This is a genomic window from Streptomyces sp. NPDC005303 (genome assembly GCF_040607335.1).
Classification (GTDB): domain Bacteria; phylum Actinomycetota; class Actinomycetes; order Streptomycetales; family Streptomycetaceae; genus Streptomyces.
Window position 1 is genome coordinate 55,361 of record NZ_JBEXGM010000034.1, and the last position, 25,221, is coordinate 80,581.

Below are 25,221 nucleotides of genomic sequence, written 5' to 3' on the forward strand. Positions count from 1 at the left end.
TCACTCGCAGAACCATGGGATGCGATGTCTGTCAGGACAGATGAGGAAATGTCGGGCGGGGTTCCGATCCGATCAACACGGTTGCGGCGTGCACTGCACGGACCGCGCCCCGAGGCCGTCCCCGTCCTCGTCGCCAGAGCCTGCGCACTCGTAGGCCTTCTGGACATCGCCGCCGGCGTCTTCCCGCGCTTCCGGCACAGCCGTATGCACACCATGGCCGAGGTACTGCCGGGCGCGCTCGGCCCGTTCGCGGCCGCGCTCTCGCTCAGCACCGGCGTGCTGTTGCTGCTGCTCGCCCACGGCCTCAGGCGCCGCAAGCGCCGGGCCTGGCGGGCAGCGGTGGCACTGCTGCCGGCGGGCGCGCTGGCGCAGTTCACGTACCGCCACTCACTCGTCGGGGCGGTCATCTCGCTCGCCCTGCTCGCGCCGCTGCTGCGCCACCGCGATCAGTTCAGGGCACTGCCCGACCCGCGCAGCCGGTGGCGTGCGCTCGCCAACTTCGTCCTCATGGGCGCCGGTTCCCTCGTCCTGGGGCTGATCATCGTCAGCGTCCACCCGAACCGCATGGTCGGCGACCCGAGCCTGGCCGACCGCATCACGCACGTCCTGTACGGCCTCTTCGGCTTCGAGGGCCCCGTCGACTACCAGGGCGACACCTCGTGGACCGTCGGCGTCTCCCTGGGCGCCCTGGGCCTGCTCACCGCGATCACCACGATCTACCTCGCCTTCCGTCCCGAGCACCCCGCCGCACACCTCACCGAGGAGGACGAGTCCCGTCTCAGGGCGCTGCTCGCCAAGCACGGCGGCCGCGACTCCCTCGGCCACTTCGCGCTGCGCCGCGACAAGGCCGTCGTCTTCTCCCCCAGCGGCAAGGCGGCGGTGACCTACCGCGTCGTCTCCGGCGTGATGCTCGCCAGCGGCGACCCGATCGGCGACGTGGAGGCCTGGCCGGGCGCCATCGAGCGCTTCATGGACGAGGCCAAGGCGCACTCCTGGACACCCGCCGTCATGGGCTGCTCGGAGACCGGCGGCGAGGTCTGGACCCGGGAGACCGGCCTGGACGCCCTCGAACTGGGCGACGAGGCGGTGGTGGACGTCGCGGATTTCTCGCTCGCCGGCCGCGCGATGCGCAACGTCCGCCAGATGGTCAAGCGCATCGAGCGGGCCGGTTACGAGACCCGGGTCCGGCGCGTCCGTGACCTCGGACATACCGAACTGGAGCGCATCCGTCAGGCCGCCGACGACTGGCGCGGCACCGACACCGAGCGCGGCTTCTCGATGGCCCTGGGCCGCATCGGCGACCTCGCCGACGGCGACTGCCTGATCGCCACCGCCCACAAGGCGGACGACCAGCCCGGCCCCTACGGCGACCTCAAGGCGATCCTGCACTTCGTGCCGTGGGGCACCGACGGCGCCTCCCTCGACCTCATGCGCCGGGACCGCTCCGCCGACCCCGGCATGAACGAACTGCTCATCGTCGCCGCCCTCCAGGCGGCCCCGAAGTTCGACATCACGCGCGTGTCGCTCAACTTCGCCATGTTCCGCTCCGCGCTCGCGCGCGGCGAGAAGATCGGCGCCGGCCCTGTGCTGCGCGCCTGGCGGGGCCTGCTGGTCTTCCTGTCCCGCTGGTTCCAGATCGAGTCCCTGTACAAGTTCAACGCCAAGTTCCAGCCCCGCTGGGAGCCCCGCTTCGTCGTCTACCGGGCCTCCGGCGACCTCCCGCGCATCGGCTTCGCCGCCATGCAGGCCGAGGGCTTCGTCAACCTCGCCCTCCCGCTGCCGCGCTTCCTGCGCCGCCGCTCACACACCGCACGCGCGTGCGCCCACGCAGTCGGAGAGCGCGACGTGCGAGCGGCGTGACCGCTCGCTCCGGGACCGGCCCGGACGGAAGCCCCGCCCCTCCTCCAGCCCGGGGGCTTCCGTCCGGGCCACGCGGTCCTGCGGCTCCACGCGGGGCCTAGGCTGAACGTATGAGCAAGCAGAGCGGACGCGGGCGCGTCGCCGGCCTTCCGGAATGGGACCGCTGCGCGGTCATGGGGGTCGTGAACGTCACCCCCGACTCCTTCTCCGACGGCGGCCGCTGGTTCGACACGGCGGCCGCCGTCAAGCACGGCCTCGCCCTCGTCGAGGAGGGCGCCGACCTCGTCGACGTCGGCGGCGAGTCCACCCGCCCCGGAGCCACCCGCGTCGACGAGGCCGAGGAACTCCGGCGCGTCATCCCCGTCGTCCGCGGCCTCGCCTCCGAGGGCGTCACCGTGTCCGTCGACACCATGCGCGCCTGTGTCGCCGAACAGGCCCTCGCCGCTGGCGCGGCCCTCGTCAACGACGTCAGCGGTGGTCTCGCCGATCCCGCGATGATCCCGGTCGTCGCCGACGCCGGCGCCCCCTTCGTCGTCATGCACTGGCGCGGCTTCCTGGAGGGCGGCAACGCCAGGGGCCTCTACGCCGATGTCGTCGCCGAGGTCGTCGGCGAGCTCCACGCGCGTGTGGACGCCGTCCTCGCGGGCGGCATCTCCCCCGACCGGGTGGTCGTCGACCCGGGCCTCGGCTTCTCCAAGGACGCCGAGCACGACCTGGTCCTCCTCGCCCACCTCGACCGTCTCCTCGGCCTCGGACACCCGCTCCTGGTCGCCGCCTCCCGCAAGCGGTTCCTCGGCCGTGTCCTCGCCGGGCCCGAGGGTGCCCCGCCGCCCGCGCGCGAGCGCGACGCCGCCACGGCCGCCGTGTCCGCGCTCGCGGCGCACGCCGGCGCGTGGGCGGTGCGCGTGCACGAGGTGCGCGCCACGGCGGACGCGGTACGGGTCGCCCGCGCCGTGGAAGGAGCGCGCACCGAGGGCGCGAGCGGCACGGACAACGGCGCGGAAGGTACCCGGTGAGCGCCCCCCACACGGACGTGGAGCAGGTGGAAGCCGCCAACACCGCCTTCTACGAGGCGCTGGAGCGTGGCGACTTCGAGGAACTGTCGGCGCTCTGGCTCACCCCTGCCGACCTGGGCGTCGACGAGACCTACCACGACCCGGCCGACGTCGGCGTGGTCTCCTGCGTGCACCCCGGCTGGCCCGTGCTGACCGGACGGGGCGAGGTCCTCAGGTCGTACGCGCTGATCATGGCCAACACGGACTACATCCAGTTCTTCCTCACGGACGTGCACGTCTCCGTGACCGGCGACACCGCCCTGGTGACCTGCACCGAGAACATCCTCAGCGGCGGTCCCGCGCCCGAGGGCGGCGAGGAGCTCGGCCCGCTCGTCGGCCAGTTGGTGGTCGCCACGAACGTGTTCCGGCGCACCCCCGAGGGCTGGAAGATGTGGTCCCACCACGCCTCACCCGTGCTGGCCGAGAACAGCGAGGACGAGGAGGGCGACGGGGAAACCTCTCCCTGAACCCGTCGGGACCAAGAAGTGGTTGGAATCACGCACCCCTGGGTATGGGCGGCTACCGACCCGTGAGCCGCCGGGTTCCCCAGGGGAAACACACCGTGAAACCTCCTGACCCCGGCACCGGCCGCGTCCCCGTGGGCCCGGTCCTGTCAGTGCTCGCAGGTAGATTCGTTCGAGGCCGGTGTACCGCCCGCACTCGGTACGGACCGGCCGTCACCGACGATTGCAGGAGTGATTCGCGTGGATCGTGTCGCGCTGCGCGGCCTGAAGGCCCGCGGGCACCACGGTGTGTTCCCCGAGGAACGCGAGGAGGGCCAGACCTTCGTCGTGGACCTCGTCCTCGGCCTGGACACCCGGCCGGCCGCCGCCGACGACGACCTGACGAAGACCGTGCACTACGGCGTCGTGGCGGAGGAGGTCGTGGCCGTCGTCGAGGGCGAGCCCGTCAACCTCGTCGAGACGCTCGCCGAGCGCATCGCCCAGGTCTGTCTGAAACACGAGCGGGTAGAGGAGGTCGAGGTCAGGGTCCACAAACCCGACGCACCGATCACCGTGCCCTTCGACGACGTGACCGTCACCATCACCCGGAGCCGAGTATGACCGCGTCCTTCGCCGCGGGTCACAGCGACCCGACCGTACAGCCGGTGCCCGCCTCCGTCGTGCAGCAGGTGGACGCCGCCGACACCACCCTCCACAACCCGAAGCGTGCGGTGCTCTCCCTCGGTTCCAACCTCGGCAACCGCCTGGAGACGCTCCAGGGGGCCGTCGACGCCCTGGAGGACACGCCCGGCGTCCGCGTCAAGGCCGTCTCCCCCGTCTACGAGACCGAGCCGTGGGGCGTGGACGCCGACAGCCAGCCGTCGTACTTCAACGCGGTCGTCGTGCTGAAGACCACGCTCCCCCCGTCCTCCCTGCTGGAGCGGGCCCACGCGGTCGAGGAGGCCTTCAACCGGGTGCGGGACGAGCGCTGGGGCCCGCGCACCCTCGACGTCGACATCGTCGCGTACGCGGACGTGGTCCTGGACGATCCGGACCTCACCCTGCCTCACCCCCGCGCCCATGAGCGCGCGTTCGTGCTCGTCCCCTGGCACGACGTGGAGCCCGAGGCTCAGCTGCCCGGCCGCGGCCCGGTCGCCGCCCTCCTCGACACGGTCACGCGAAACGGCGTGGAACCCCGCAAGGACCTGGAACTCCGGCTGCCCGAATAGCCGTTAAGGTCAACACGAGGACCGTCCGTGGGACCGCCCAGGGACCTCGGGGGAGCTGAAGGGGCACCGTGAGAGAGCTTCGCATCAGGCTGCTGGCCGCCGTCTTCGCCGTGGCCGGGATCCTGTCCTGGGCGGGCGCCCGCCTGTGGAACTCGATCGGGACCCTGCCCAGCGTCCCGCTGGCCGCCCCCATCGTCCTCGCTCTGATCGCCGTGGTCCTCGTGGCCACGGCACTCTCCATCCGCGCCCGCCTCAAGGCCCAGCGCGAGCGCGCCCCCGAGGCGAAGGGCGTCGACCCGCTGATGGCGGCCCGCGCGGTCGTCTTCGGCCAGGCCAGCGCCCTGGTCGCCGCCCTGGTCTCCGGCATGTACGGCGGCACCGGCGTCTTCCTCCTGGAATCCCTCGACATCCCCGCCCGCCGCGAGCAGGCCATCTACGCCGGCTTCTCGGTCCTCGCGGGCATCGCGGTGATAGCTGCGGCGATCTTCCTGGAGCGGGTGTGCAAACTCCCGGAGGACGACGACCGGAACACGGGGGCTACCTCGACGGCGTGACAGCTCCAGGCGTCAACGCGCCATGATCAGGCTCATCGCCTCGTTCCGCGTCGCCGCGTCCCGCAGCTGACCGCGTACGGCCGAGGTGAGCGTCTTGGCACCCGGCTTGCGGATGCCGCGCATCGACATGCACATGTGCTCGCACTCCACGACGACGATCACGCCACGCGGCTCCAGGATCTCCATCAGGGAGTCCGCGATCTGCGTGGTGAGACGTTCCTGCACCTGCGGCCGCCGGGCGTAGACGTCCACCAGCCTGGCCAGCTTGGACAGTCCCGTGATCTTGCCGGTGGTGGCCGGAATGTATCCGACGTGGGCGACGCCCCGGAACGGCACGAGATGGTGCTCACAGGTCGAGTACACCTCGATGTCCTTCACGAGCACCATCTCGTCGTGCCCCAGGTCGAACGTCGTGGTCAGCACGTCCTCGGGCTTCTGCCACAGCCCCGCGAATATCTCCTTGTACGCCCGCGCCACCCGCCCCGGCGTCTCCCGGAGCCCCTCGCGGTCCGGGTCCTCCCCGACCGCGATCAGCAGCTCGCGTACGGCGTTCTCGGCGCGCTTCTCGTCGAACTCGCCGATGGAGCCCTCGCTGTCCAGCGTCACGGGGTCGGTCATCTGGTGCCTCGTTCCTAGAGTCCCTCACGGCCGAAAAACGCCGTGCCCCCCAGGCTAGAACCCTGGGGGGCACGGCATCCATTCCGGGCCCGGTGAGGTCACCGGGGCGGGACGGTGAGCGTCAGCTCTCGGGGCGCTCCTCGGGAACGGCCTCCGTGGCCTGCTCCGACGCGGTGGCCTTGGCGGTGGTGATCGCCGGGGCCGCGCCGTTGGCGCCGTTCGTCAGTGCGAGCTCCTTGGGGGAGAGCACCGGCGGGCGGGTGGAGGGCGTACGGCGGGAGGAGCCGGTCCAGGCCGGGCGCGGGGGACGCTTGACGATGGGAGCGAAGATCTCGGCGATCTGCTCCTTGTTCAGCGTCTCCTTCTCCAGCAGCTGGAGCACCAGCTGATCGAGGACGTCGCGGTTCTCGACCAGGATCTCCCAGGCCTCGTTGTGCGCGGTCTCGATGAGCTTCTTGACCTCTTCGTCGACCAGCGCGGCGACCTCTTCCGAGTAGTCACGCGGGTGCGACATCTCACGTCCGAGGAACGGCTCGGTGTTGTCGCCACCGAACTTGATGGCGCCGAGACGCTCGGTCATGCCGTACTGCGTGACCATCGCGCGGGCCGTCGCCGTGGCCTTCTCGATGTCGTTCGCGGCACCGGTGGTCGGGTCGTGGAAGACCAGTTCCTCGGCAGCGCGGCCGCCCAGCATGTAGGCGAGCTGGTCGAGCATCTCGTTGCGGGTGGTCGAGTACTTGTCCTCGTCCGGCAGGACCATGGTGTAGCCCAGCGCACGGCCTCGGGAGAGGATCGTGATCTTGTGGACCGGGTCGGAGTTGGGGGAAGCCGCCGCGACCAGGGCGTGTCCGCCCTCGTGGTACGCGGTGATCTTCTTCTCCTTGTCCGACATGATCCGGGTCCGCTTCTGCGGGCCCGCCACCACACGGTCGATCGCCTCGTCCAGCATCGAGTTGTCGATCAGCTTCTTGTCGCTGCGGGCGGTGAGCAGCGCGGCCTCGTTGAGGACGTTGCTCAGGTCCGCGCCGGTGAAGCCCGGGGTGCGACGCGCGACGGCCGACAGGTCGACGTCGGGCGCGACCGGCTTGCCCTTCTGGTGGACCTTGAGGATCTCCAGACGGCCCTGCATGTCCGGACGGTCGACCGCGATCTGGCGGTCGAAGCGGCCGGGGCGCAGAAGGGCCGGGTCGAGGATGTCGGGCCGGTTCGTCGCGGCGATGAGGATCACACCGCCCTTGACGTCGAAGCCGTCCATCTCGACGAGCAGCTGGTTCAGCGTCTGCTCGCGCTCGTCGTGACCGCCGCCGAGGCCGGCGCCGCGGTGGCGGCCGACCGCGTCGATCTCGTCGACGAAGACGATCGCCGGGGCGTTCGCCTTGGCCTGCTCGAACAGGTCACGGACTCGGGAGGCACCGACACCGACGAACATCTCGACGAAGTCGGAACCGGAGATCGAGTAGAAGGGGACACCGGCCTCGCCCGCGACGGCGCGCGCGAGCAGGGTCTTGCCGGTGCCGGGAGGGCCGTACAGCAGTACGCCCTTGGGGATCTTGGCCCCGACCGCCTGGAACTTCGCCGGTTCCTGGAGGAACTCCTTGATCTCCTGGAGCTCCTCGACGGCCTCGTCCGAGCCGGCGACGTCCGAGAACGTCGTCTTCGGGGTGTCCTTGGTGATGAGCTTCGCCTTGGACTTCCCGAAGTTCATGACCCGGGAGCCGCCGCCCTGCATCTGATTCATCAGGAACAGGAAGACGACCACGATGAGGACGAAGGGGAGCAGGGAGAGCAGGATCCCGACGAAGGCGTTCTGCTTCGTCGGAGAGACGGTGTACCCGTCGGGGATCTGCTTGTCCTGGTACTTGTTCTGCAGCACGGTGGCGAGGTCACGGCCCTGGTCGCCGATGTAGCTCGCCTGGATCTTCGAGCTGCCCTCGACCTTTTCGCCGTCCTTGAGCTGCACCTTGATGGTGTTCTCGTCGCCGGTGGTCAGTTTCGCTGATTCGGCCTTGTTGTCATTGATCGCCTGGACGACCTGGCCGGTGTCCACCGTCTTGTAGCCACCGGACGAGCCGACGACCTGCATCAACACGACCACGGCAAGGACGGCCAGCACGATCCACATGACCGGCCCACGGAAGTATCGCTTCACGTCCATCCATACGGAGCGGTGCCGCCCCGTCCCTCCTGCCATAGTGAGTTTGATAAGACAGTTCTTCTGACGGTACCCCAGCATTGTGGGCCGAAGCCGCACAGGAGGGCTTCACGAACCCGTCTGCATGCTCCAACGGCGCGAAACCGGCTGGGGTTCCCGATCGTCTTACAGAGCTGGGGCCATCTGGCTCAGCCGCCGTAGACGTGGGGCGCGAGCGTACCGACGAACGGGAGGTTGCGGTACTTCTCGGCGTAGTCGAGACCGTAGCCGACGACGAACTCGTTGGGGATGTCGAAGCCGACCCACTCGACGTCGATGGCGACCTTGGCGGCGTCCGGCTTGCGCAGCAGGGTGCACACCTTGAGCGTCTCCGGCTCGCGCGAGCCCAGGTTGGACAGCAGCCAGGACAGTGTCAGGCCGGAGTCGATGATGTCCTCGACGATCAGGACGTGCCTGCCCTTGATGTCGGTGTCGAGGTCCTTGAGGATCCGCACCACGCCGGAGGACTGGGTGCCCGCGCCGTACGACGACACGGCCATCCAGTCCATGGTGACGGGGGTGGACAGCGCCCGGGCGAGGTCGGCCATGACCATCACCGCGCCCTTGAGGACGCCGACGATCAGCAGGTCCTTGCCCGCGTACTCCGCGTCGATCTTCGCGGCGAGCTCCACGAGCTTCGCGTCGATCTCTTCCTTGGTGATGAGTACCTCTTTGAGGTCGGCACCCATGTCTTTCGCGTCCACCCGCATCACTTTCGGTCGTCCCAGCGGCCGCCCAACACCCCCCAAAGGGGAGCAAGGGTTCAGCCTTGCCGAATCACCAGTCTGCCACCCTGCCGCTGGGCGACGACCTTGCCCGGGAGATTGATGGCTCCCTGGCCGCGCCAGCCGGTGATCAGGCGGTCGACTTCCTCGATGTGGCGGGCGAACAGCGACCCGGCCGGGGCGCCGGCCTCGATGGCCGCCTGGCGCAGGATGCGGCGGCGCACGGCGGGCGGCAGCGCGTAGAGCTTCGCGCACTCCAGGAGACCGGCGGCGTCGCGTACGGAGGCCTCGGCCTGGCGGGCCCAGGTGTCGAGGGCGTCGGCGTCGTCGCGGGAGAGCTGGGCCGTGCGCGCGAGGGCCTCGACGACTCCTTTGCCGAGGGCCTTCTCCAACGCGGGCAGGCCTTCGTGGCGCAGCCGGGAGCGCGTGTAGGCGGGGTCGGCGTTGTGCGGGTCGTCCCACACGGGCAGGGACTGGACCATGCAGGCCTTGCGGGCGGTCTGCCGGTCGAGTTCCAGGAAGGGGCGCCGGTAACGGCCGTCGGCCCCCGAGACCGCGGCCATTCCGGACAGGGAGCGGGTGCCGGAGCCGCGGGCGAGGCCGAGCAGCACGGTTTCGGCCTGGTCGTCGCGGGTGTGACCCAGCAGGACGGCGATCGCGCCATGGCGGGCGGCCGCGGCGTCGAGGGCGGCGTAGCGGGCGTCACGCGCGGCGGCCTCGGGGCCGCCTTCGCGGCCGACGCTCACGGCGGTGGACTCGACGGGGTCCAGGCCCAGTTCGCGGAGTCTGAGGACGACTTCCTCGGCGCGCAGGTCGGATCCGGGCTGGAGGCCGTGGTCGACGGTGACACCGCCGGCACGGAGGCCGAGTTTGGGGGCCTCGAAGGCGAGGGCGGAGGCGAGGGCCATGGAGTCGGCGCCGCCCGAGCAGGCCACGAGGACGAGCGGCGACGGCGGGCCTTCGTGCGGCCGCTGCTCGGCGGAAGCATGATGATCGCCGACGGCGTGCTGGTCGCCGACGGCGTACAGGTCGTTGAGGATGTCGTGGAGGACGCGGCGGACCGCCAGGCGTATCGCCGCGACCGCAGGATGGGGACCCATGTCCGGTTCCCTTCATGAAGTTTTCGGGGGGTGAGCCCGAGGTTCGGTCACTCAGAGTGTGTAGATGGTGACAGAACCGGGCCGTTCCCCGAGCATTGCACGCCTACCCATGGCTCACGGTCCCTCGGACGGGTGATTGAAGGGGCGTTCGCCTGCCGTCGGCCGGATTCCTCTCACGACGTGCGTACACGGTTCACGACTCGGCCTTGCGGTGCACCCGCGCGACCCAGTCCGCCGGTTTGGCGATCTCCGTCTTGGTCGGAAGTGTGTTCGGGGAGGTCCACACCCGGTTGAAGCCGTCCATGCCGACCTGGTCGACGACAGCCCGCACGAAGCGTTCGCCGTCGCGGTACTGCCGGAGCTTGGCGTCCAGGCCGAGCAGCTTGCGCAGGGCCATGTCCAGGCGGGAGGCGCCCTTGGCCCGCCGCTGCTGGAACTTCTCGCGGATCTCGGCGACGCTCGGCACGACGGCCGGGCCCACTCCGTCCATGACGAAGTCGGCGTGGCCCTCCAGGAGGGACATCACGGCGGTGAGGCGACCGAGGATCTCGCGCTGGGCGGGCGTCTGCACGATCTCCACGAGCGAGCGCCCCCCGTCCTCGTCCTCCTCGCCCTCGGGCCGTCCGCCGGCCAGCGACTGGGCAGCCTCCCGGATGCGCTCCAGGACCGTCATCGGGTCGACCTCGGTCTCCCCGAGGAACGACTGGATTTCGCCCTCAAGGTGGTCGCGCAGCCAGGGCACGGCCGTGAACTGGGTGCGGTGCGTCTCCTCGTGCAGACACACCCACAGACGGAAGTCGTGGGGCTGGACGTCGAGTTCGCGTTCCACGTGCACGATGTTCGGGGCGACGAGCAGGAGTCGGCCGCCGCCGTTCTCCCCTGCGGGCAGTTCCCGGGTGGCCGGAGCGAAGGTCTCGTACTGGCCGAGGACGCGGGAGGACAGGAACGACAGCAGCATCCCGAGTTCGACGCCGGTCACCTTGCCGCCGACGGCGCCGAGGACCGCGCCGCCGGGGGTGTTGCCGCGCCGCTCCTGCATCTTCTCCAGAAGCGGTTTGAGGATCTCCCTGAACCCGGCGACGTTCGCCCGGACCCAGCCGGGGCGGTCGACGACGAGCACGGGAGTGTCGTGGACGCCTTCCGTCCCCATTCGGGTGAAGCCCCGGACGTGTTCCTCCGAGGCCTTGGCGTGCCGGCGCAGTTCCGCGACGACGGCCCTGGCCTCGTCACGGCTCACGTCGGGGCCCGGCCGTACGAGCCGGGTCGCGGTCGCCACCGCGAGATTCCAGTCGACCATCTCGGCACCACCGATGCTCGTCATGCGTCAACCGTACGTGAGCCCTCCCGCTTGGGGCAGGCCGCGCGGGAGGGCAACGCGGGCGCCGGGTCAGCCGCAGCCGCAGGCCGCCAGTGCGGAGGCCGTACGGTCCAGGGCGCTCTGCGCCGCTCCCGGGTCCGTCGTGTCCGAGGTCAGGAAGGCGAAGGCCAGCAGTCGGCCGTTCTGGTCGACGACCGTCCCGGCCAGGGTGTTCACCCCGGTCAGCGTTCCCGTCTTCGCCCGTACGACGCCTGCCGCGCCGTCTGTGTAACGGCTGGTCAGCGTGCCGGTGAAGCCGGCCACCGGGAGGCCGGTGAGGACGGGGCGCAGCTCCGGGTGGGCGGGGTCGCCCGCCTTCACCAGCAGGGCGGTCAGCAGGTTCGCCGTGAGCCGGTCGGCGCGGTCGAGTCCGCTGCCGTCGTGGAACTCGGCGCCGGCGAGCGGGAGTCCGAGTTTCCTCAGCCGGTCACGGATGGCGTCGCCGCCGCCCTCGAAGTCGACGCGCCGCTTGTCCGCGACGGCGGTCTGGCGGGCGAGGGCCTCGGCGATGTCGTTGTCGCTGTTGGTCAGCATGCGCTCGACCAGGGCGGACAGGGGCGGTGAGGAGACCTGGGCGAGGTTCTCGGCGCGGCCGGTGGCCTTGGAGGGGCCGGGGGACGAGGTCTTGATGCCGTCGTCGGCGAGGAACCGCGCGAAGGTGCGGGTCGCCTCCGCCGCCGGGTCGCTCACGCGCGCGGCGGGGCCGCTGGCGGAGTCGTCGGTGCGGGCCTCGTCCACCATCAGGGCGCTGACGGGGGCCAGGTTGTCGTTGACCCCGATCGGGTGGATCTCGGAGCCCGCGTAGAGGGTCTTGTCGTAGGAGAGCGTGACCGTGGTGATGTGCCGCTTCTTCAGGGCCGCGGCGGTGTCCTCGGCGAGTGCGCGCAGACTCGCCCAGCCGTCGGTGTCGGTCCGGGCGGTGAGCGTGGGGTCGCCGCCGCCGACGAGGACGAGTTCCCTGGTGTCGGGTTCCAGGTCCGCGCGCGTGGTGAGGCGGTGGTCGGCGCCGAGGGCGGACAGGGCGGCGACGGCGGTGGCGATCTTCGTGGTGGAGGCGGGGATCAGGGCCGTGCCGGCGCCCGCGCCGTAGAGGCGTCTGCCGCTGGCGACGTCCACGACGGCCGCCGTGTGGCGGGTGCCGAGCGCGGTGTTGCCGAGGAGCGGGCCGAGGACGTCGGCGAGGGCCTTTCCGGTGGGCGCGGACTTCACCGTGTTGGCCCCGCCGCCCAGCGCGGTGAGCACGGACGCGGCGCTCGGGGCGGGGCGCGGAGCGGCGGCCGTCGTACCGGAGCCGCCTCCGTGATCTGTGCCACCCGTCCGGTCGAGGGCGACCGCGCGGTCCCGCTCGGCCGTACGCTGACCCGAGGAGTCCCACGGACCGGCGGCGGTCACCACGGTGGCGGCCAGCGCCAGCCCGGCGGTGGCGGCGCCCGCGGTGTACTGCCAGGTCTTGACGGTCTTCGGCCGGGACATCCCGGTCACTCGTGTGACCTGCGGTTTCACGGCGGCGACGGTCCGTGCGAGATACGGCCGCACGGTGTCCGTGGCCCGGGTGAGTCCTGGGCGTACGGCGTCCGCGGCGCGTGTCAGACGCGGTCGTACGGCGTTCGCGACCCGCACCACATGCGGTCTCGCGGCCCGCCAAGGCCTCGGTTCAGGCACGACAAGCAGCCCCTTTCGCGATCACACACCTGCGTGAGGGACACTTAACCACCAGAACTATGTGTTGATCATGGAGGAGTCACCGGTGGAGTTCGACGTCACGATCGAGATCCCGAAGGGTTCGCGGAACAAGTACGAGGTGGACCACGAGACCGGTCGGATCCGCCTGGACCGTCGACTCTTCACCTCGACCGCCTACCCGACCGACTACGGCTTCGTCGAGAACACCCTCGGCGAGGACGGCGACCCGCTGGACGCGCTGGTCATTCTTGACGAGCCGACGTTCCCGGGCTGTCTCATCAAGTGCCGTGCGATCGGCATGTTCCGCATGACGGACGAGGCCGGCGGCGACGACAAGCTGCTGTGCGTCCCTGCGACGGACCCGCGTGTCGAGCACCTGCGTGACATCCACCATGTCTCCGAGTTCGACCGCCTGGAGATCCAGCACTTCTTCGAGGTCTACAAGGACCTGGAGCCCGGCAAGTCCGTCGAGGGCGCCGACTGGGTCGGCCGTGTCGACGCCGAGGCCGAGATCGAGCGGTCCTACAAGCGCTTCAAGGACCAGGGCGGCCACTGAGCCCCGTGTCACGGACGGGCCGCACGCGCACGCGTGCGGCCCGTTCGTGCGCCCGCGCATACTGAGGCTTACGGAATGTGTCGTTCAGGGAGCGTTACGGAGTGACGGAGGCGGAGCACCGCAAGCCGCAGTCGGACGAGGCCAGGAGTTTCTACGACTCCGAGATCACGTCCGAGTTCGCCCTTCCCGAGGGGCTCGCCGTGCCGAGAACCGTCGGCGGCGAGTCGGAGACCACGTCCGAGTTCGCGGTGCCGAAGGGGCTGGAGGTTCCGCAGCCGTCGGTCGCGGAGCCGGAGAAGTCGGCGTTCAATGCGCCCCGCACCTACAGCGCGAAGGAAGCGCCGGCCGCGTTCACCCCGGCGACCGGCATACCGGTGGTCAGTCTCACCAAGGACCTGCCCTGGCAGGACCGGATGCGCACGATGCTGCGGATGCCGGTGGCCGAGCGGCCGGCGCCGGAGCCGGTGCAGAAGTCCGAGGACGATGCCGGTCCGGCCGTCCCGCGCGTGCTCGACCTGACCCTGCGCATCGGCGAGCTGCTGCTCGCGGGCGGTGAGGGCGCCGAGGACGTGGAGGCGGCGATGTTCGCGGTCTGCCGGTCCTACGGCCTGGACCGCTGCGAGCCGAACGTCACCTTCACGCTGCTGTCGATCACGTACCAGCCGTCGCTCGTGGACGACCCCGTGACGGCCTCCAGGACGGTGCGGCGGCGCGGTACCGACTACACGCGCCTCGCGGCCGTCTTCCAGCTCGTGGACGACCTCAGCGACCCGGAGACGGCCATCTCCCTGGAGGAGGCCTACCGGCGGCTCGCCGAGATCCGCCGCAACCGGCACCCGTACCCGACCTGGGTGCTCACCTCGGCGAGCGGGCTGCTCGCGGGCGCGGCCTCCGTGCTGGTCGGCGGTGACCTGCTGGTGTTCGTCGCGGCGATGCTGGGCGCGATGCTCGGCGACCGGCTGGCATGGCTGTGCGCGGGGCGCGGCCTGCCGGAGTTCTACCAGTTCACGGTCGCCGCGATGCCGCCCGCCGCGATCGGGATCGCGCTGACGCTGGCCCACGTGGACGTGAAGGCGTCCGCGGTCATCACCGGTGGGCTGTTCGCGCTGCTGCCCGGGCGGGCGCTGGTGGCGGGCGTCCAGGACGGGTTGACCGGCTTCTACATCACCGCGTCGGCCCGGCTCCTGGAGGTCATGTACTTCTTCGTCGGCATCGTGGTGGGCGTGCTGGTGATGCTCTACGTCGGGGTGCAACTGGGGGCGCATCTCAATCCCGACGAGGCGCTGTCGACCCAGTCGCGGCCGCTGTGGCAGATCGCGGCGTCGATGCTGCTGTCGCTGACGTTCGCGGTGCTATTGCAGCAGGAACGTTCCACCGTGCTGGCCGTCACCTTGAACGGCGGTGTCGCTTGGTGTGTGTACGGCGCGATGCAACACACCGGCGGGTTCTCCCCGGTCGCCTCCACGGCCGTGGCGGCGGGGCTGGTCGGGTTGTTCGGGCAGTTGCTGTCCCGCTACCGGTTCGCTTCCGCGCTGCCGTACACGACCGCGGCGATCGGGCCCCTGCTGCCGGGTTCCGCCACGTACTTCGGGTTGTTGTCGATCGCCGGGAGCCGGGTCGACGAGGGGCTGGTGTCGCTGTCGAAGGCGGCGGCGCTCGCCATGGCCATTGCCATCGGGGTCAACCTGGGCTCCGAGATCTCCCGGCTGTTCCTGAGGGTCGGTTCCGCGGGGAAGCGGCGGGCCGCCAAGCGGACGCGGGGGTTCTGACCTTCGGTCAGTAACCCTCGTTGTACGGGTTCTGCTGGGGCTGCCGGCCGTACTGCTGGTTGCCGTAGTTCTGCGGGTACTGCTGGGCGTAGGGCTGCTGTTGCTGCGGCTGCTGCCCGTACGGCTGCTGTTGCTGGGGCTGCTGCCCGTAGTACTGGTCGTAGCCGTTGTGCTGCTGCTGGGGCGGCTGCGGCTCGTCGTGGGACGGGATGCGGCGGAGCTGGGTCGTCGCGTCGTCCATGGGCTGGTACTGCTGCTGGGGCGGGGCCGCCGGAGTCTGCGCCGCCGCTCGCTTCTTCTTGGAGCGCTCGCGCAGGTACTCGATGAGGATCGGGACCACCGAGACCAGGACGATCAGGACCAGGATCGCCTCGACGTTCTTCTTGATGACGTCGATCTGGCCGAGCCAGTAGCCGGCGAGGGTGACGCCGGTGCCCCAGGCCACGCCGCCGATGAGGTTGTACGTCAGGAAGGTGCGGTACTTCATCCGGCCGGCGCCCGCCACGATGGGGGCGAAGGTCCGCACGATCGGCACGAAGCGGGCCAGGACGATGGCCTTGGGGCCGAACTTCTCCATGAACTCGTGGGCCTTCTCCAGGTTCTCCTGCTTGAAGAGCTTGGAGTTGGGGCGGCTGAAGAGCTTCGGGCCGAAGAACTTGCCGATCATGTAGCCGACCTGGTCGCCGAGGACGGCGGCCGCCACGATGAGCGTGCACACCAGCCACAGGGGCTGGCTGATGAAGTTCCCCTCGGCCACGAACAGACCCGCCGTGAACAGCAGGGAGTCGCCCGGCAGGAACGCGAAGAGGCCCGATTCGGCGAAGACGATCAGCAGGATGCCGGGCAGGCTGAAGGTCTGGATCAGATAGTCGGGACTGATCCACTCGGGGCCGAGCGCGAGCGTGGTCACGGGATTGTGGCTCCTGCTGGTGGGGGCGGGGCTGGCTGCCCAAAGTATCAACGCAGCCGTGGTGGCCCAGGTTCCATGGGGCTCCCCAGGATGCACTGTGCCCCCTCTGGGACAAAGCTGTGCACCATGGGTATTGACGAATACGGCGGCGGCCAGGGGCCCCAGCCCGATGTGCTCGTGGTGACGACGAACGACGTGCCCGGTCACCGGGTCCAGGAGGTGCTGGGCGAGGTCTTCGGGTTGACCGTGCGCTCCCGGCACCTCGGCAGCCAGATCGGCGCCGGGCTGAAGTCGATGGTCGGCGGCGAGCTCAAGGGCCTCACCAAGACGCTGGTGCAGACCCGCAACCAGGCCATGGACCGGCTCGTCGAGCAGGCACGCGCGCGTGGCGCCAACGGGGTGCTGGCGTTCCGGTTCGACGTGACCGAGGCGGCCGACGTCGGAACCGAGGTGTGCGCCTACGGCACGGCGGTGGTCCTGGCCCGGGAGTAACCCCGGGCCAGGCGCTCCAGCGGATCAGACGCTCCAGGACGGGTCAGGAGCTCTGGGCGGTGTGCCGGGCAGCGTTCGCCGTGATCGCGTCCCTGAGGTGCTCGGCGAGACCGGGGCGCATGGAGTCGTAGAACGCCTTGAAGCGCTCGTCCGACACGTACATCTCGCCCAGGCACCGATGCATGTCGTACGGGCAGTCGTAGAACCAGCGGCAGATGTGCCGCCGGTGCTCCTCAGCCATGTCCATGGCCGCCGAGGACGCAGGCGCGTCACCGGCGGCCATCAGGGCGTCGTAGCGCTCGCCCCAGTCGGCCACCTCCGCCTGCACGCGCTTCCAGTCGTCCTTGGTGTAGCTCGCGGCGCGGCGCTGCGACTCGGCGTACGCCTCGGTGCCGCCCCAGCGCTGCTCCGCCTCGTCCGCGTACTGCTCCGGGTCCTTGTCCCCGAACACCTCGAACTTCTCCTCCGGTGTGAGATCGATCCCCATCTTGCGTGCCTCCATGGCGTGTTCCACGGCGGTCGCCATCTTCTGCAGCTTCTCGATCCGGGCGGTCAGCAGCTCGTGCTGGCGGCGCAGGTGCGCGCGCGGGTCCGCGGCCGGGTCGTCGAGCAGTGCGGCGACCTCTTCGAGCGGGAAGCCGAGCTCGCGGTAGAACAGGATCTGCTGCAGCCGGTCGAGGTCGCCGTCGCTGTAGCGCCGGTGGCCCGCGTGGCTGCGCTCGCCGGGCACGAGGAGGCCGATGTCGTCGTAGTGGTGCAACGTGCGCACCGTGACGCCGGCGAAGCCCGCGACCTGTCCCACGGAGTAGCCCACTTCGTCCGCTCCCTTCTCGGTACGCGCTCCACGGTCGCTCCTCACGCCACGTGAGGTGCAAGCCCGGCACGAACACCTCCGGATGTCACGCCCGTTATGTCCGCTTATCGTGAATCCGTGGCCCAGGACACCGCGCAGCAGGCATCCGCCGCCCCGGCGACTCCGGCGCGCGTCCTGCTGCCGTTGATCCTCCCCGCTCTCGTCGTCGGGGTGGGAGCGAGTCTGCTGCTCCTCGGGGTCAGCGTGGCGGCCGAGCAGCTTCAGCACGTGCTGTGGCGGAATCTGCCGGACGCGCTGGGGGTGGGCCGGTACTCCGTGCTGTGGATGCTGGTGATGCTCACGGCGACCGGGGTGGCCGTGGGTCTGGTGGTGTGGAAGTCGCCGGGGCACGCCGGGCCGGATCCGGCCACCCTGGGGCTCGACGCTCCGGTGCTGCCGCTCGCCGTGCTGCCGGGGCTGCTGCTGGCGACCGGGCTGATGCTCGCGGGCGGGCCGAGTCTCGGACCCGAGAACCCGATCATCGCGGTCAACGTGGCTCTGGCCTTCTGGCTGGGGCGCCGGCTGCTCCCCCGGATGCCGCGCGGGCTGTGGCCGGCGCTGGCGGAGTCGGCGACGATCGGCGCGCTGTTCGGCACTCCGGTGGCGGCGGCGCTGGTGATCTCCGAGGCGCTGGCCGGACGAGAGCTCAGGGGCGCACTGTGGGACAACGTCTTCGGGCCGCTGGCCGCGGCCGCGGCCGGGGCGCTGACGGTCACCCTGCTGGACCATCCGTCCTTCGACCTGCATCTGCCGCCGTTCGGACACCCCGGCTGGGGCGATCTGCTGGCGGCCCTGGTGATCGCGTCCACCGCCGCGCTGCTCGGCATGGCGGCCGTGCTGGCCCTCCCGTACGTCCACGGCGCCTTCGCACGGCTGCGGCACCCCATGGTGGCGCTTCCGGTCGGCGGGTTCGTCCTGGGGCTGCTCGCGGCCGTCGGTGGCCGTCTGACGCTCTTCAAGGGGCTCGACGAGATCGACGAACTGGCGGCCGATCCCGCGGGCTGGTCGGCCGGGCAGTTCGCCACCATGACGGTGGTGAAGCTGGCCGCGCTGCTCGTCGCCGCCTCCTGCGGCTTCCGGGGCGGGCGGATCTTCCCGGCCGTGTTCGTCGGCGTCGCGTTCGGGCTGTGCGCCCACGCGCTCGTGGACGCCGTACATCCCGCCCTCGGCGTGGCGGCCGGGGTGCTGGGCATGCTGCTCGCCGTCACCCGGCAGGCCTGGGTGAGTCTGTTCACCGCCGCCGTGCTGGTGGCCTCGCCCGCGATCCTCGCGCTGCTGTGCGTGGCCTCACTACCGGCCTGGCTGCTGGTGACGGGGCGACCGCAGATGCAGTTGCGCGCGGACGGAACCCCGATCCGCTGACCGACGTTGATCCCTTCAGGAGGCCCGCCCATGCCACTGCACAAAGGTCCCGAGAAGCCCGACGAGCGCCCGCTGTCCGTCAATCCCTTCTACGGCGAGGCCGATCCGGTCGGCGGAATGACCGAGGCTCCGCCCAAGCACCGGCTCCCCACCTCTCCCCTGCCACCGTCGACCGCCTACCAGGTGGTCCACGACGAGCTGATGCTCGACGGCAACTCCCGGCTGAACCTCGCCACCTTCGTCACCACCTGGATGGAACCGCAGGCCGGGGTCCTGATGGCTGAGTGCCGCGACAAGAACATGATCGACAAGGACGAGTACCCGCGCACCGCCGAGCTGGAGCGGCGCTGTGTGGCGATGCTCGCCGACCTGTGGAACGCGCCGGATCCCTCGGCGGCCGTGGGCTGTTCGACGACCGGTTCCAGCGAGGCGTGCATGCTCGCGGGCATGGCGCTCAAGAGGCGCTGGTCGCGGCGCAACACCGACCGGTATCCCGGGGCCCGCCCCAACCTCGTCATGGGGGTCAACGTCCAGGTCTGCTGGGAGAAGTTCTGCAACTTCTGGGAGGTGGAGGCCCGCCTGGTGCCCATGGAGGGCGACCGCTTCCACCTCGACCCCCAGGCCGCCGCCGACCTGTGCGACGAGAACACCATCGGGGTCGTGGGCATCCTCGGCTCCACCTTCGACGGCTCCTACGAGCCGATCGCGGACCTGTGCGCCGCCCTCGACGCCCTCCAGGAGCTCACCGGTCTGGACGTTCCCGTGCATGTCGACGGGGCGTCCGGCGCCATGGTCGCGCCCTTCCTGGACGAGGACCTGGTGTGGGACTTCCGGTTGCCGAGGGTCGCCTCGATCAACACCTCGGGGCACAAGTACGGGCTGGTCTACCCCGGTGTCGGCTGGGCGCTGTGGCGGGACAAGGAGGCGCTGCCCGAGGAACTGGTGTTCCGCGTGAACTACCTGGGCGGCGACATGCCCACCTTCGCCCTGAACTTCTCCCGCCCCGGCGCCCAGGTCGTCGCGCAGTACTACACCTTCCTGCGGCTGGGCCGCGAGGGCTACCGGGCCGTACAGCAGTCCACGCGGGACGTGGCCCGGGGCCTCGCCGAACGCGTGGAGGGGCTCGGCGACTTCCGGCTGCTGACCCGCGGCGACGAACTCCCGGTGTTCGCGTTCACGACCGCTCCGGACATCCAGGCGTACGACGTCTTCGACGTCTCCCGGCGACTGCGCGAGCGGGGCTGGCTCGTGCCGGCGTACACCTTCCCGCCGAACCGCGAGGACCTGTCGGTGCTGCGGGTGGTGTGCCGCAACGGCTTCTCCACCGACCTCGCCGAACTGTTCATCGAGGACCTGCAGAGCCTGCTGCCCGAGCTGCGCCGCCAGCCGCACCCGTCCACCAGGGACAAGGGCGCGGCGACCGGCTTCCACCACTAGGACCGGAACAGGACCGCGTCACACCTGACTAGCGGACGTCCCCGGGATGCCGCTCGCCCGTCGCGTACGGGTTCTCCTCGCCCTCGGCGAGGACGCCGACGAACGGGGCGCCCTCCCCCGCGAAGGTGTACGCCCCGTCCTCGATGCGGGCGATGAGCCCCAGGGTCCACTCGGCCTCGGCGTCGGCCGTGTGGATCCAGAGGTTCATGATCTCGCCGATGTGGCCGAGCTGCTGCGTGCCGCCCTCGGGCACGTAGTGCTCGGTGACGGCCCCGCGCCACTCCTCGATGCGCCGGATGCGCTCCTTGAGCAACGACACGGCCTCCGCACGCGGCAGGTCGACCATGAAGCCGAGGGCCGCCGACTTGATGTCCATCTTCTGGTCGTAGGAGGTCAGCGCCTCCCGCACCAGCCGCAGGTACTCCTCGGTGCCCACGTCGGTGATCTCGTACTCGGTGCGCGGCGGCCCGCCGGCCGTGGAGGGCGCGATCTCGTGCGCGTGCAGCAGCCCCTGCTTCGCCATCTGCTTCAGCGCGTGGTAGATCGAGCCGGGCTTGGCGTTGGACCACTCGTGCGCGCCCCAGTACTCCAGGTCGCCACGCACCTGGTAGCCATGGGCCCGCCCGTGCCGGCGCACCGCGCCGAGCACGAGGAGACGGATCGTTGACATGCGGTCCAGGTTATGGCTTCCTCACTTCGCGGCGAGTGCCACCAGCTCGAACGCCGTCTTCCCGTCCAGGGACTCGCGGATGATGTCGGCGTGCCCGGCGTGGCGGGCCGTCTCACGGATCAGGTGCAGCAGCACCCAGCGCACGGAGGCCCGGCCCTCGGGCGGGAACCAGGGCTGGTCCGGGAGCGGGAAGGTGTCGTCGAGGCTCGGCACCGAGCGGACGAACGCCTCCGTCTCGGCGGCCACCTGCTCCCAGTACGCCAGCTGCGACTCGACGGTCTCGCCGTCGACCAGGGCGAAACACTCGTGCCAGTTCGACCGGTCGCGGACCACGGCCGGCTCCTCGCCCTTGGCGCGGGCGATCCAGCTCTGCTCGACCTCGGCGACGTGTTTGACCAGCCCGCCCAGGGAGAGCTCGCTCGCGCTGGGCCTGGCGGCACTCTGCTCGTCCGTCAGCCCGAGCACCGAGCGCCGGATCCCGCCGCGCTGCTCCTCCAGGAAGGACAGGAGCGCTCCGCGCTCGTCGCCGTACTCCTCCGCGGGGACGTGAGTGACCATGACAGCCGCCTTTCATCGGGCTCGGAGGCCTTCCCCCGGCACCCATGAAACTACGGGCCCTTCAGGACAGGTCCGGTCCTGAAGGGCCCGTGGCGGCCGTCGTACGCGGGAGATCAGAACGGGAAGCGGCTCCGGCCGTGCTGGACCGAGATCCACTTGGTGGTGGTGAAGGAGTCCAGCATGGTGTCGCCGTTGAGGCGGCCGATGCCGGAGCGCTTCTCCCCGCCGAAGGGGACGATCGGCTCGTCGTGGACGGTGCCGTCGTTGACGTGGAACATACCGGTGTCGATCTGCTTGGCGAAGGCGACACCTCGCTCGATGTCCGCGGTGTGGACGGCACCGCTGAGGCCGTACGGGGTGTCGTTGACCAGGCGGACCGCCTCCTCCTCGCCGTCGAAGGTGACGAGGAGGGCGACCGGGCCGAAGAGCTCCTGCTGGAGGAGGGGCGAGTCGGCGGGCAGGTCCGTGAGGACGGAGGGCTCGACCAGGTTGTCCCTCCTGGTGCCGTGGATCAGCGCGGTCGCGCCGTCGGCGATCGCCTGCTCGACGGCGCCCGAAACGGCCTCCGCCTGCGAGGAGTTGATGATCGGGCCGATGACCGTCTCGGGGTCGCGCGGGTCGCCGGCCTTCAGCGTCCGCACCTTGGCGACGAACTTCTCGGTGAACTCCTCGGCGACCGTACGGTCGACCAGGACACGGTTGGCGGCCATGCAGACCTGGCCCTGGTGGACGTACCGGCTGAAGACGGCGGCGTCGACCGCGTAGTCGAGGTCGGCGTCGTCGAGGACCACCAGGGCGCTGTTGCCGCCCAGTTCGAGGACCGAGCGCTTGAAGTGCTGGGCGCAGACGGTGGCCACGTGGCGGCCGACCTTGTCGGAACCGGTGAAGGAGATGACCTTCGGGACCGGGTGCTCCAGGAAGGCGTCGCCGATCTCGGCGATGTCGGTGATGACGACGTTGAGCAGACCGCCGGGCAGTCCCGCGTCCTCGAAGATCTTCGCGACCAGGGAGCCACCGACGATCGGCGTGTTCTGGTGCGGCTTGAGGACGACGGCGTTGCCGAGCGCGAGCGCGGGGGCGACCGACTTGATCGACAGCAGGAAGGGGAAGTTGAAGGGGCTGATCACGCCCACGACGCCTACCGGCACGCGGTAGAGGCGGTTCTCCTTGCCGTCCACCGGCGAGGGGATGATCTTTCCCTCGGGGCGCAGTGACAGGTTGATCGCCTCGCGCAGGAACTCCTTGGCGAGGTGGAGTTCGAAGCCGGCCTTCAGGTGGGTGCCGCCGAGCTCCGCGATGATCGCCTCGGCGATCTCCCCCTCGCGCTCCTCGATCAGCCGGAGCGCCTTCTCGAACACCGCGCGGCGGGCATAGGGGTTGGTGTCGGCCCACTTCTTCTGCGCCCGGGCGGCGGCCCGGTACGCCTCGTCGACCTCGTCGACCGTGGCTATCGTGATCGACGCCAGCTTCTCGTCGTCGTACGGGTTGAAGTCGATGATGTCCCAGGAGCCTGTGCCCGGGCGCCACTCACCGTCGATGTACTGCTGGGCCAGGTCGGTGAAGTACGACGACATGTGATCCCCAAATCACTAGCAGACACACGATCAACGTCACGGTCTGATCACACGTCATCGTACTTGCGCGGCATGCCAGTTGGGCACGCAGAGCAATCTTCTGGGGAGAACCCTCGACAGGTCGGGGGGAGATCCCCGCGCGCTCAGGAGAGCTGGAGAAGGCCGCGCAGCAGGTCCCGGCTCTCGTCCGGGCCCGGGCTGTCCTGCTGGAGCTCCTTCATCGCCTTCTCGTACTGCGTGACGTCCTCGCGCTTGTCCAGGTAGAGCGCGCTGGTGAGCTGCTCCAGGTAGACGACGTCCGTCAGGTCGGACTCGGTGAAGCTGAGGATCGTGAAGGCGCCGCTCTCCCCGGAGTGCCCGCCGAAGCCGAACGGCATGATCTGCAGCCGTACGTTGGGGCGTTCGGAGATCTCGATGAGGTGCTGGAGCTGTTCGCGCATCACCGCGCGGTCGCCGTACGGGCGGCGCAGGGACGCCTCGTCGAGTACCACGTGGAACTCGGGCCCGCCGTCGTCGGCCAGGTACTTCTGCCGCTCCAGGCGCAGCGCCACGCGCTTCTCGATGTCGGCCGCACTCGCACCCTTCATCCCGCGCCGCACCACTGCACGTGCATACGCCTCGGTCTGCAGCAGGCCGTGGATGAACTGGACTTCGTAGACGCGGATGAGGGAGGCCGCGCCCTCCAGGCCCACATAGGTGGGGAACCAGCTCGGCAGGACGTCGGAGTAACTGTGCCACCAGCCCGCGACGTTGGCCTCGCGGGCCAGCGAGAGGAGCGAGGCCCGCTCCTGCTCGTCCGTGATGCCGTACAGCGTCAACAGGTCTTCCACGTCACGCGTCTTGAAGCTCACCCGGCCCAACTCCATCCGGCTGATCTTCGACTCGGACGCGCGGATCGAGTAGCCCGCCGCCTCGCGCGTGATGCCCCGTGCCTCACGCAGTCGCCTGAGTTGCGAGCCGAGCAGCATCCGCCGCACCACCGATCCGGGCTCTCCCGCGCTCACGTTCGCCAGCCTCCCCAACGTCTTCAGGGGCCGAAGTCTGCCACTAAAACACTCCGAGCAGTACTCGTCCGATTACAGATATGGAAAGAAGCCAAAGATTCTGCACAGGGCTGAGACACGCAGTGGGGAGGAAGAGGCAAGAAACAGGGGAGAAGATGGCGGAAAAAATGGCCAACAAGCGGTACGGGTATGGCCATTTCGGTCACGTGCACGTGCATCTGCACCTTGCATCTGCATCGCTCATCCGAAACCATGGTCCCGCGCAACCGCTGCATCGCAACGACCGCGAGTTCCCGGGAGTGCCTCGCATGGGGATGAATGGATCGACCATGCTCGAGCCGTTACGGCAGGGCCTTCCGCCGCTGGATCCCGCGGCCGTGTCCGACGCCGCCTCCTGTTCCCTGCCCGCACGCTACGAAGCGGTGGGCGACGCACGGAGGTTCACCCGCAGAACGCTCGACCAGTGGGGGCTGGGCGATCACTTCGACGACATCTGTCTCGTGGTCTCCGAGCTGGTCACCAACGCGCTGCGGCATGCGATGCCGGCGAACAGCGCGCACAGCGGGGAGCACGATCCGCCCGTGCGGCTGCACTTGATGCGGTGGACCGGGCGACTGGTGTGCGCGGTACGCGACCCCAGCCAGGACAGTCCGGTAGCACGCGATTCCGACGACTTCTCCGCGGAGTCCGGGCGCGGGCTGTTCCTCGTCGACTCCTTCAGCGACAGCTGGGGCTGGCACCCGATGGCGGGGACGCTGGGCGGCAAGGTGGTCTGGGCACTGTTCAGGCTCCAGCCGCACGCGGGTCCGGCCGCCGCTTCCGCCGAGTGATGCACGGCAGCGTTTGGCCACGCCACGGTTCTACGCGCGTTACCCGGTGCGCCACCTCGGTTACCCCGGGTCACCCATGGGTGACCCGGGCTCAGCCCGCTATCAGGTGGTCGAACTCGCCGTCCTTGATGCCGAGAAGCATCGCCTCGATCTCCGCGCGCGTGTAGACGAGCGCGGGACCGTCCGGGAAGCGGGAGTTGCGAACGGCAACTCCCCCGTCCGGCAGGCGCGCGAACTCCACGCAGGAACCCTGCGAGTTGCTGTGTCTGCTCTTCTGCCAGGCCACCCCGCGCAGAGCCGTGGCCGTCATGCCGTTGTACACGTCCAGGTCCACAGGTCGCTCCCCGGTGGTGCGGTGGCCTTGTGGCCAGTGATGCAGTAATCAACTGGT

At 70.0% G+C, this 25,221-nt stretch carries 25 protein-coding genes; 12 read left to right on the top strand and 13 right to left on the bottom strand.

Annotated elements, in window-relative coordinates; translation table 11 throughout:
• The first annotated feature begins 48 nt into the window (after positions 1 to 48).
• The 6 genes from ABZT93_RS33435 to ABZT93_RS33460 all read left to right on the top strand — a co-directional run bounded on the left by ABZT93_RS33435 (position 49) and on the right by ABZT93_RS33460 (position 5,141).
• Positions 49 to 1,860 (top strand): phosphatidylglycerol lysyltransferase domain-containing protein, encoded by a 1,812-nt coding sequence (locus ABZT93_RS33435; RefSeq protein WP_356111749.1) that lies wholly within the window; start codon positions 49 to 51, stop codon positions 1,858 to 1,860.
• Positions 1,861 to 1,970: 110 nt separating this feature from the next.
• A complete protein-coding gene (gene folP, locus ABZT93_RS33440; protein WP_356111751.1) occupies positions 1,971 to 2,876 on the top strand; it encodes a dihydropteroate synthase in 906 nt (301 codons plus the stop codon).
• Entirely contained in the window at positions 2,873 to 3,382 is a 510-nt protein-coding gene (locus ABZT93_RS33445; RefSeq protein WP_356111753.1) for a nuclear transport factor 2 family protein, read from the top strand. The genes folP and ABZT93_RS33445 overlap by 4 nt, the downstream gene beginning before the upstream one ends.
• A gap of 237 nt (positions 3,383 to 3,619) precedes the next feature.
• Positions 3,620 to 3,979, top strand: coding sequence for a dihydroneopterin aldolase (folB, locus tag ABZT93_RS33450; protein ID WP_356111755.1), 360 nt, complete (start codon positions 3,620 to 3,622; stop codon positions 3,977 to 3,979).
• Complete coding sequence (folK, locus tag ABZT93_RS33455; protein WP_356111757.1) at positions 3,976 to 4,587, top strand: 2-amino-4-hydroxy-6-hydroxymethyldihydropteridine diphosphokinase; 612 nt, start codon at positions 3,976 to 3,978, stop codon at positions 4,585 to 4,587. Before folB ends, folK begins: the two co-directional genes overlap by 4 nt.
• A 68-nt stretch (positions 4,588 to 4,655) precedes the next feature.
• Complete coding sequence (locus tag ABZT93_RS33460) at positions 4,656 to 5,141, top strand: DUF3180 domain-containing protein (protein ID WP_356111759.1); 486 nt, start codon at positions 4,656 to 4,658, stop codon at positions 5,139 to 5,141.
• A gap of 12 nt (positions 5,142 to 5,153) precedes the next feature.
• On the opposite strand, the gene folE is transcribed toward ABZT93_RS33460, so the two are convergent.
• The 6 genes from folE to dacB form a co-directional block, all read right to left on the bottom strand.
• Positions 5,154 to 5,759, bottom strand: coding sequence for a GTP cyclohydrolase I FolE (gene folE / locus ABZT93_RS33465; RefSeq protein ID WP_356111761.1), 606 nt, complete (start codon positions 5,757 to 5,759; stop codon positions 5,154 to 5,156).
• Positions 5,760 to 5,880: 121 nt separating this feature from the next.
• The gene (gene ftsH, locus ABZT93_RS33470; RefSeq protein WP_356111763.1) at positions 5,881 to 7,914 is read right to left on the bottom strand and encodes an ATP-dependent zinc metalloprotease FtsH; all 2,034 of its coding nucleotides are present in this window, start codon (positions 7,912 to 7,914) and stop codon (positions 5,881 to 5,883) included.
• A gap of 185 nt (positions 7,915 to 8,099) precedes the next feature.
• Positions 8,100 to 8,660 (bottom strand): hypoxanthine phosphoribosyltransferase, encoded by a 561-nt coding sequence (gene hpt / locus ABZT93_RS33475; RefSeq protein WP_037717579.1) that lies wholly within the window; start codon positions 8,658 to 8,660, stop codon positions 8,100 to 8,102.
• A 53-nt stretch (positions 8,661 to 8,713) separates the two neighbouring features.
• Positions 8,714 to 9,775: a tRNA lysidine(34) synthetase TilS gene (tilS, locus tag ABZT93_RS33480; RefSeq protein ID WP_356111765.1), complete on the bottom strand. Its 1,062-nt coding sequence runs from the start codon at positions 9,773 to 9,775 to the stop codon at positions 8,714 to 8,716.
• Between the two features lie 193 nt (positions 9,776 to 9,968).
• The gene (locus ABZT93_RS33485) at positions 9,969 to 11,096 is read right to left on the bottom strand and encodes a zinc-dependent metalloprotease (RefSeq protein WP_356111767.1); all 1,128 of its coding nucleotides are present in this window, start codon (positions 11,094 to 11,096) and stop codon (positions 9,969 to 9,971) included.
• Between the two features lie 66 nt (positions 11,097 to 11,162).
• A complete protein-coding gene (dacB, locus tag ABZT93_RS33490; protein ID WP_356111821.1) occupies positions 11,163 to 12,755 on the bottom strand; it encodes a D-alanyl-D-alanine carboxypeptidase/D-alanyl-D-alanine-endopeptidase in 1,593 nt (530 codons plus the stop codon).
• 124 nt (positions 12,756 to 12,879) lie between these two features.
• On the opposite strand from dacB, the gene ABZT93_RS33495 reads away from it, so the two are divergent.
• Together ABZT93_RS33495 and ABZT93_RS33500 are read left to right on the top strand one after the other, a co-directional pair.
• The gene (locus ABZT93_RS33495; protein WP_007383738.1) at positions 12,880 to 13,371 is read left to right on the top strand and encodes an inorganic diphosphatase; all 492 of its coding nucleotides are present in this window, start codon (positions 12,880 to 12,882) and stop codon (positions 13,369 to 13,371) included.
• A gap of 101 nt (positions 13,372 to 13,472) precedes the next feature.
• Positions 13,473 to 15,140, top strand: coding sequence for a threonine/serine exporter family protein (locus tag ABZT93_RS33500; protein ID WP_356111769.1), 1,668 nt, complete (start codon positions 13,473 to 13,475; stop codon positions 15,138 to 15,140).
• A 7-nt stretch (positions 15,141 to 15,147) separates the two neighbouring features.
• Here the strand turns inward: ABZT93_RS33500 and ABZT93_RS33505 are convergent, their stop codons facing one another.
• Positions 15,148 to 16,050, bottom strand: a complete 903-nt coding sequence (locus tag ABZT93_RS33505) for a VTT domain-containing protein (protein WP_356111770.1) — start codon at positions 16,048 to 16,050, stop codon at positions 15,148 to 15,150.
• A 126-nt stretch (positions 16,051 to 16,176) separates the two neighbouring features.
• Between ABZT93_RS33505 and ABZT93_RS33510 the strand changes: the two genes are divergently transcribed.
• Positions 16,177 to 16,542, top strand: coding sequence for a YbjQ family protein (locus ABZT93_RS33510; RefSeq protein ID WP_356111772.1), 366 nt, complete (start codon positions 16,177 to 16,179; stop codon positions 16,540 to 16,542).
• Positions 16,543 to 16,585: 43 nt separating this feature from the next.
• Here the strand turns inward: ABZT93_RS33510 and ABZT93_RS33515 are convergent, their stop codons facing one another.
• Positions 16,586 to 17,356, bottom strand: coding sequence for a MerR family transcriptional regulator (locus tag ABZT93_RS33515; RefSeq protein ID WP_356111774.1), 771 nt, complete (start codon positions 17,354 to 17,356; stop codon positions 16,586 to 16,588).
• A 117-nt stretch (positions 17,357 to 17,473) separates the two neighbouring features.
• On the opposite strand from ABZT93_RS33515, the gene ABZT93_RS33520 reads away from it, so the two are divergent.
• A complete protein-coding gene (locus tag ABZT93_RS33520) occupies positions 17,474 to 18,757 on the top strand; it encodes an ion channel protein (protein ID WP_356111776.1) in 1,284 nt (427 codons plus the stop codon).
• A gap of 30 nt (positions 18,758 to 18,787) precedes the next feature.
• Positions 18,788 to 20,194, top strand: a complete 1,407-nt coding sequence (locus ABZT93_RS33525; RefSeq protein WP_356111778.1) for a glutamate decarboxylase — start codon at positions 18,788 to 18,790, stop codon at positions 20,192 to 20,194.
• A 28-nt stretch (positions 20,195 to 20,222) separates the two neighbouring features.
• Here the strand turns inward: ABZT93_RS33525 and ABZT93_RS33530 are convergent, their stop codons facing one another.
• The 4 genes from ABZT93_RS33530 to ABZT93_RS33545 form a co-directional block, all read right to left on the bottom strand.
• The gene (locus ABZT93_RS33530; protein ID WP_356111781.1) at positions 20,223 to 20,864 is read right to left on the bottom strand and encodes a PadR family transcriptional regulator; all 642 of its coding nucleotides are present in this window, start codon (positions 20,862 to 20,864) and stop codon (positions 20,223 to 20,225) included.
• Positions 20,865 to 20,885: 21 nt separating this feature from the next.
• Positions 20,886 to 21,422: a DinB family protein gene (locus ABZT93_RS33535; protein ID WP_356111783.1), complete on the bottom strand. Its 537-nt coding sequence runs from the start codon at positions 21,420 to 21,422 to the stop codon at positions 20,886 to 20,888.
• Positions 21,423 to 21,535: 113 nt separating this feature from the next.
• Positions 21,536 to 22,996: an aldehyde dehydrogenase family protein gene (locus tag ABZT93_RS33540; RefSeq protein WP_356111784.1), complete on the bottom strand. Its 1,461-nt coding sequence runs from the start codon at positions 22,994 to 22,996 to the stop codon at positions 21,536 to 21,538.
• Between the two features lie 143 nt (positions 22,997 to 23,139).
• Positions 23,140 to 23,964 (bottom strand): helix-turn-helix transcriptional regulator, encoded by an 825-nt coding sequence (locus ABZT93_RS33545; RefSeq protein WP_356111824.1) that lies wholly within the window; start codon positions 23,962 to 23,964, stop codon positions 23,140 to 23,142.
• A 365-nt stretch (positions 23,965 to 24,329) separates the two neighbouring features.
• Here ABZT93_RS33545 and ABZT93_RS33550 point away from each other — a divergent pair, with 365 nt between their 5' ends.
• Positions 24,330 to 24,830 carry an ATP-binding protein gene (locus ABZT93_RS33550; protein WP_356111785.1) on the top strand — a complete coding sequence of 167 codons (501 nt, stop codon included), beginning with the start codon at positions 24,330 to 24,332 and terminating at the stop codon, positions 24,828 to 24,830.
• A gap of 91 nt (positions 24,831 to 24,921) precedes the next feature.
• Here the strand turns inward: ABZT93_RS33550 and ABZT93_RS33555 are convergent, their stop codons facing one another.
• Entirely contained in the window at positions 24,922 to 25,164 is a 243-nt protein-coding gene (locus ABZT93_RS33555) for a DUF397 domain-containing protein (protein WP_176742548.1), read from the bottom strand.
• Positions 25,165 to 25,221: the final 57 nt, after the last annotated feature.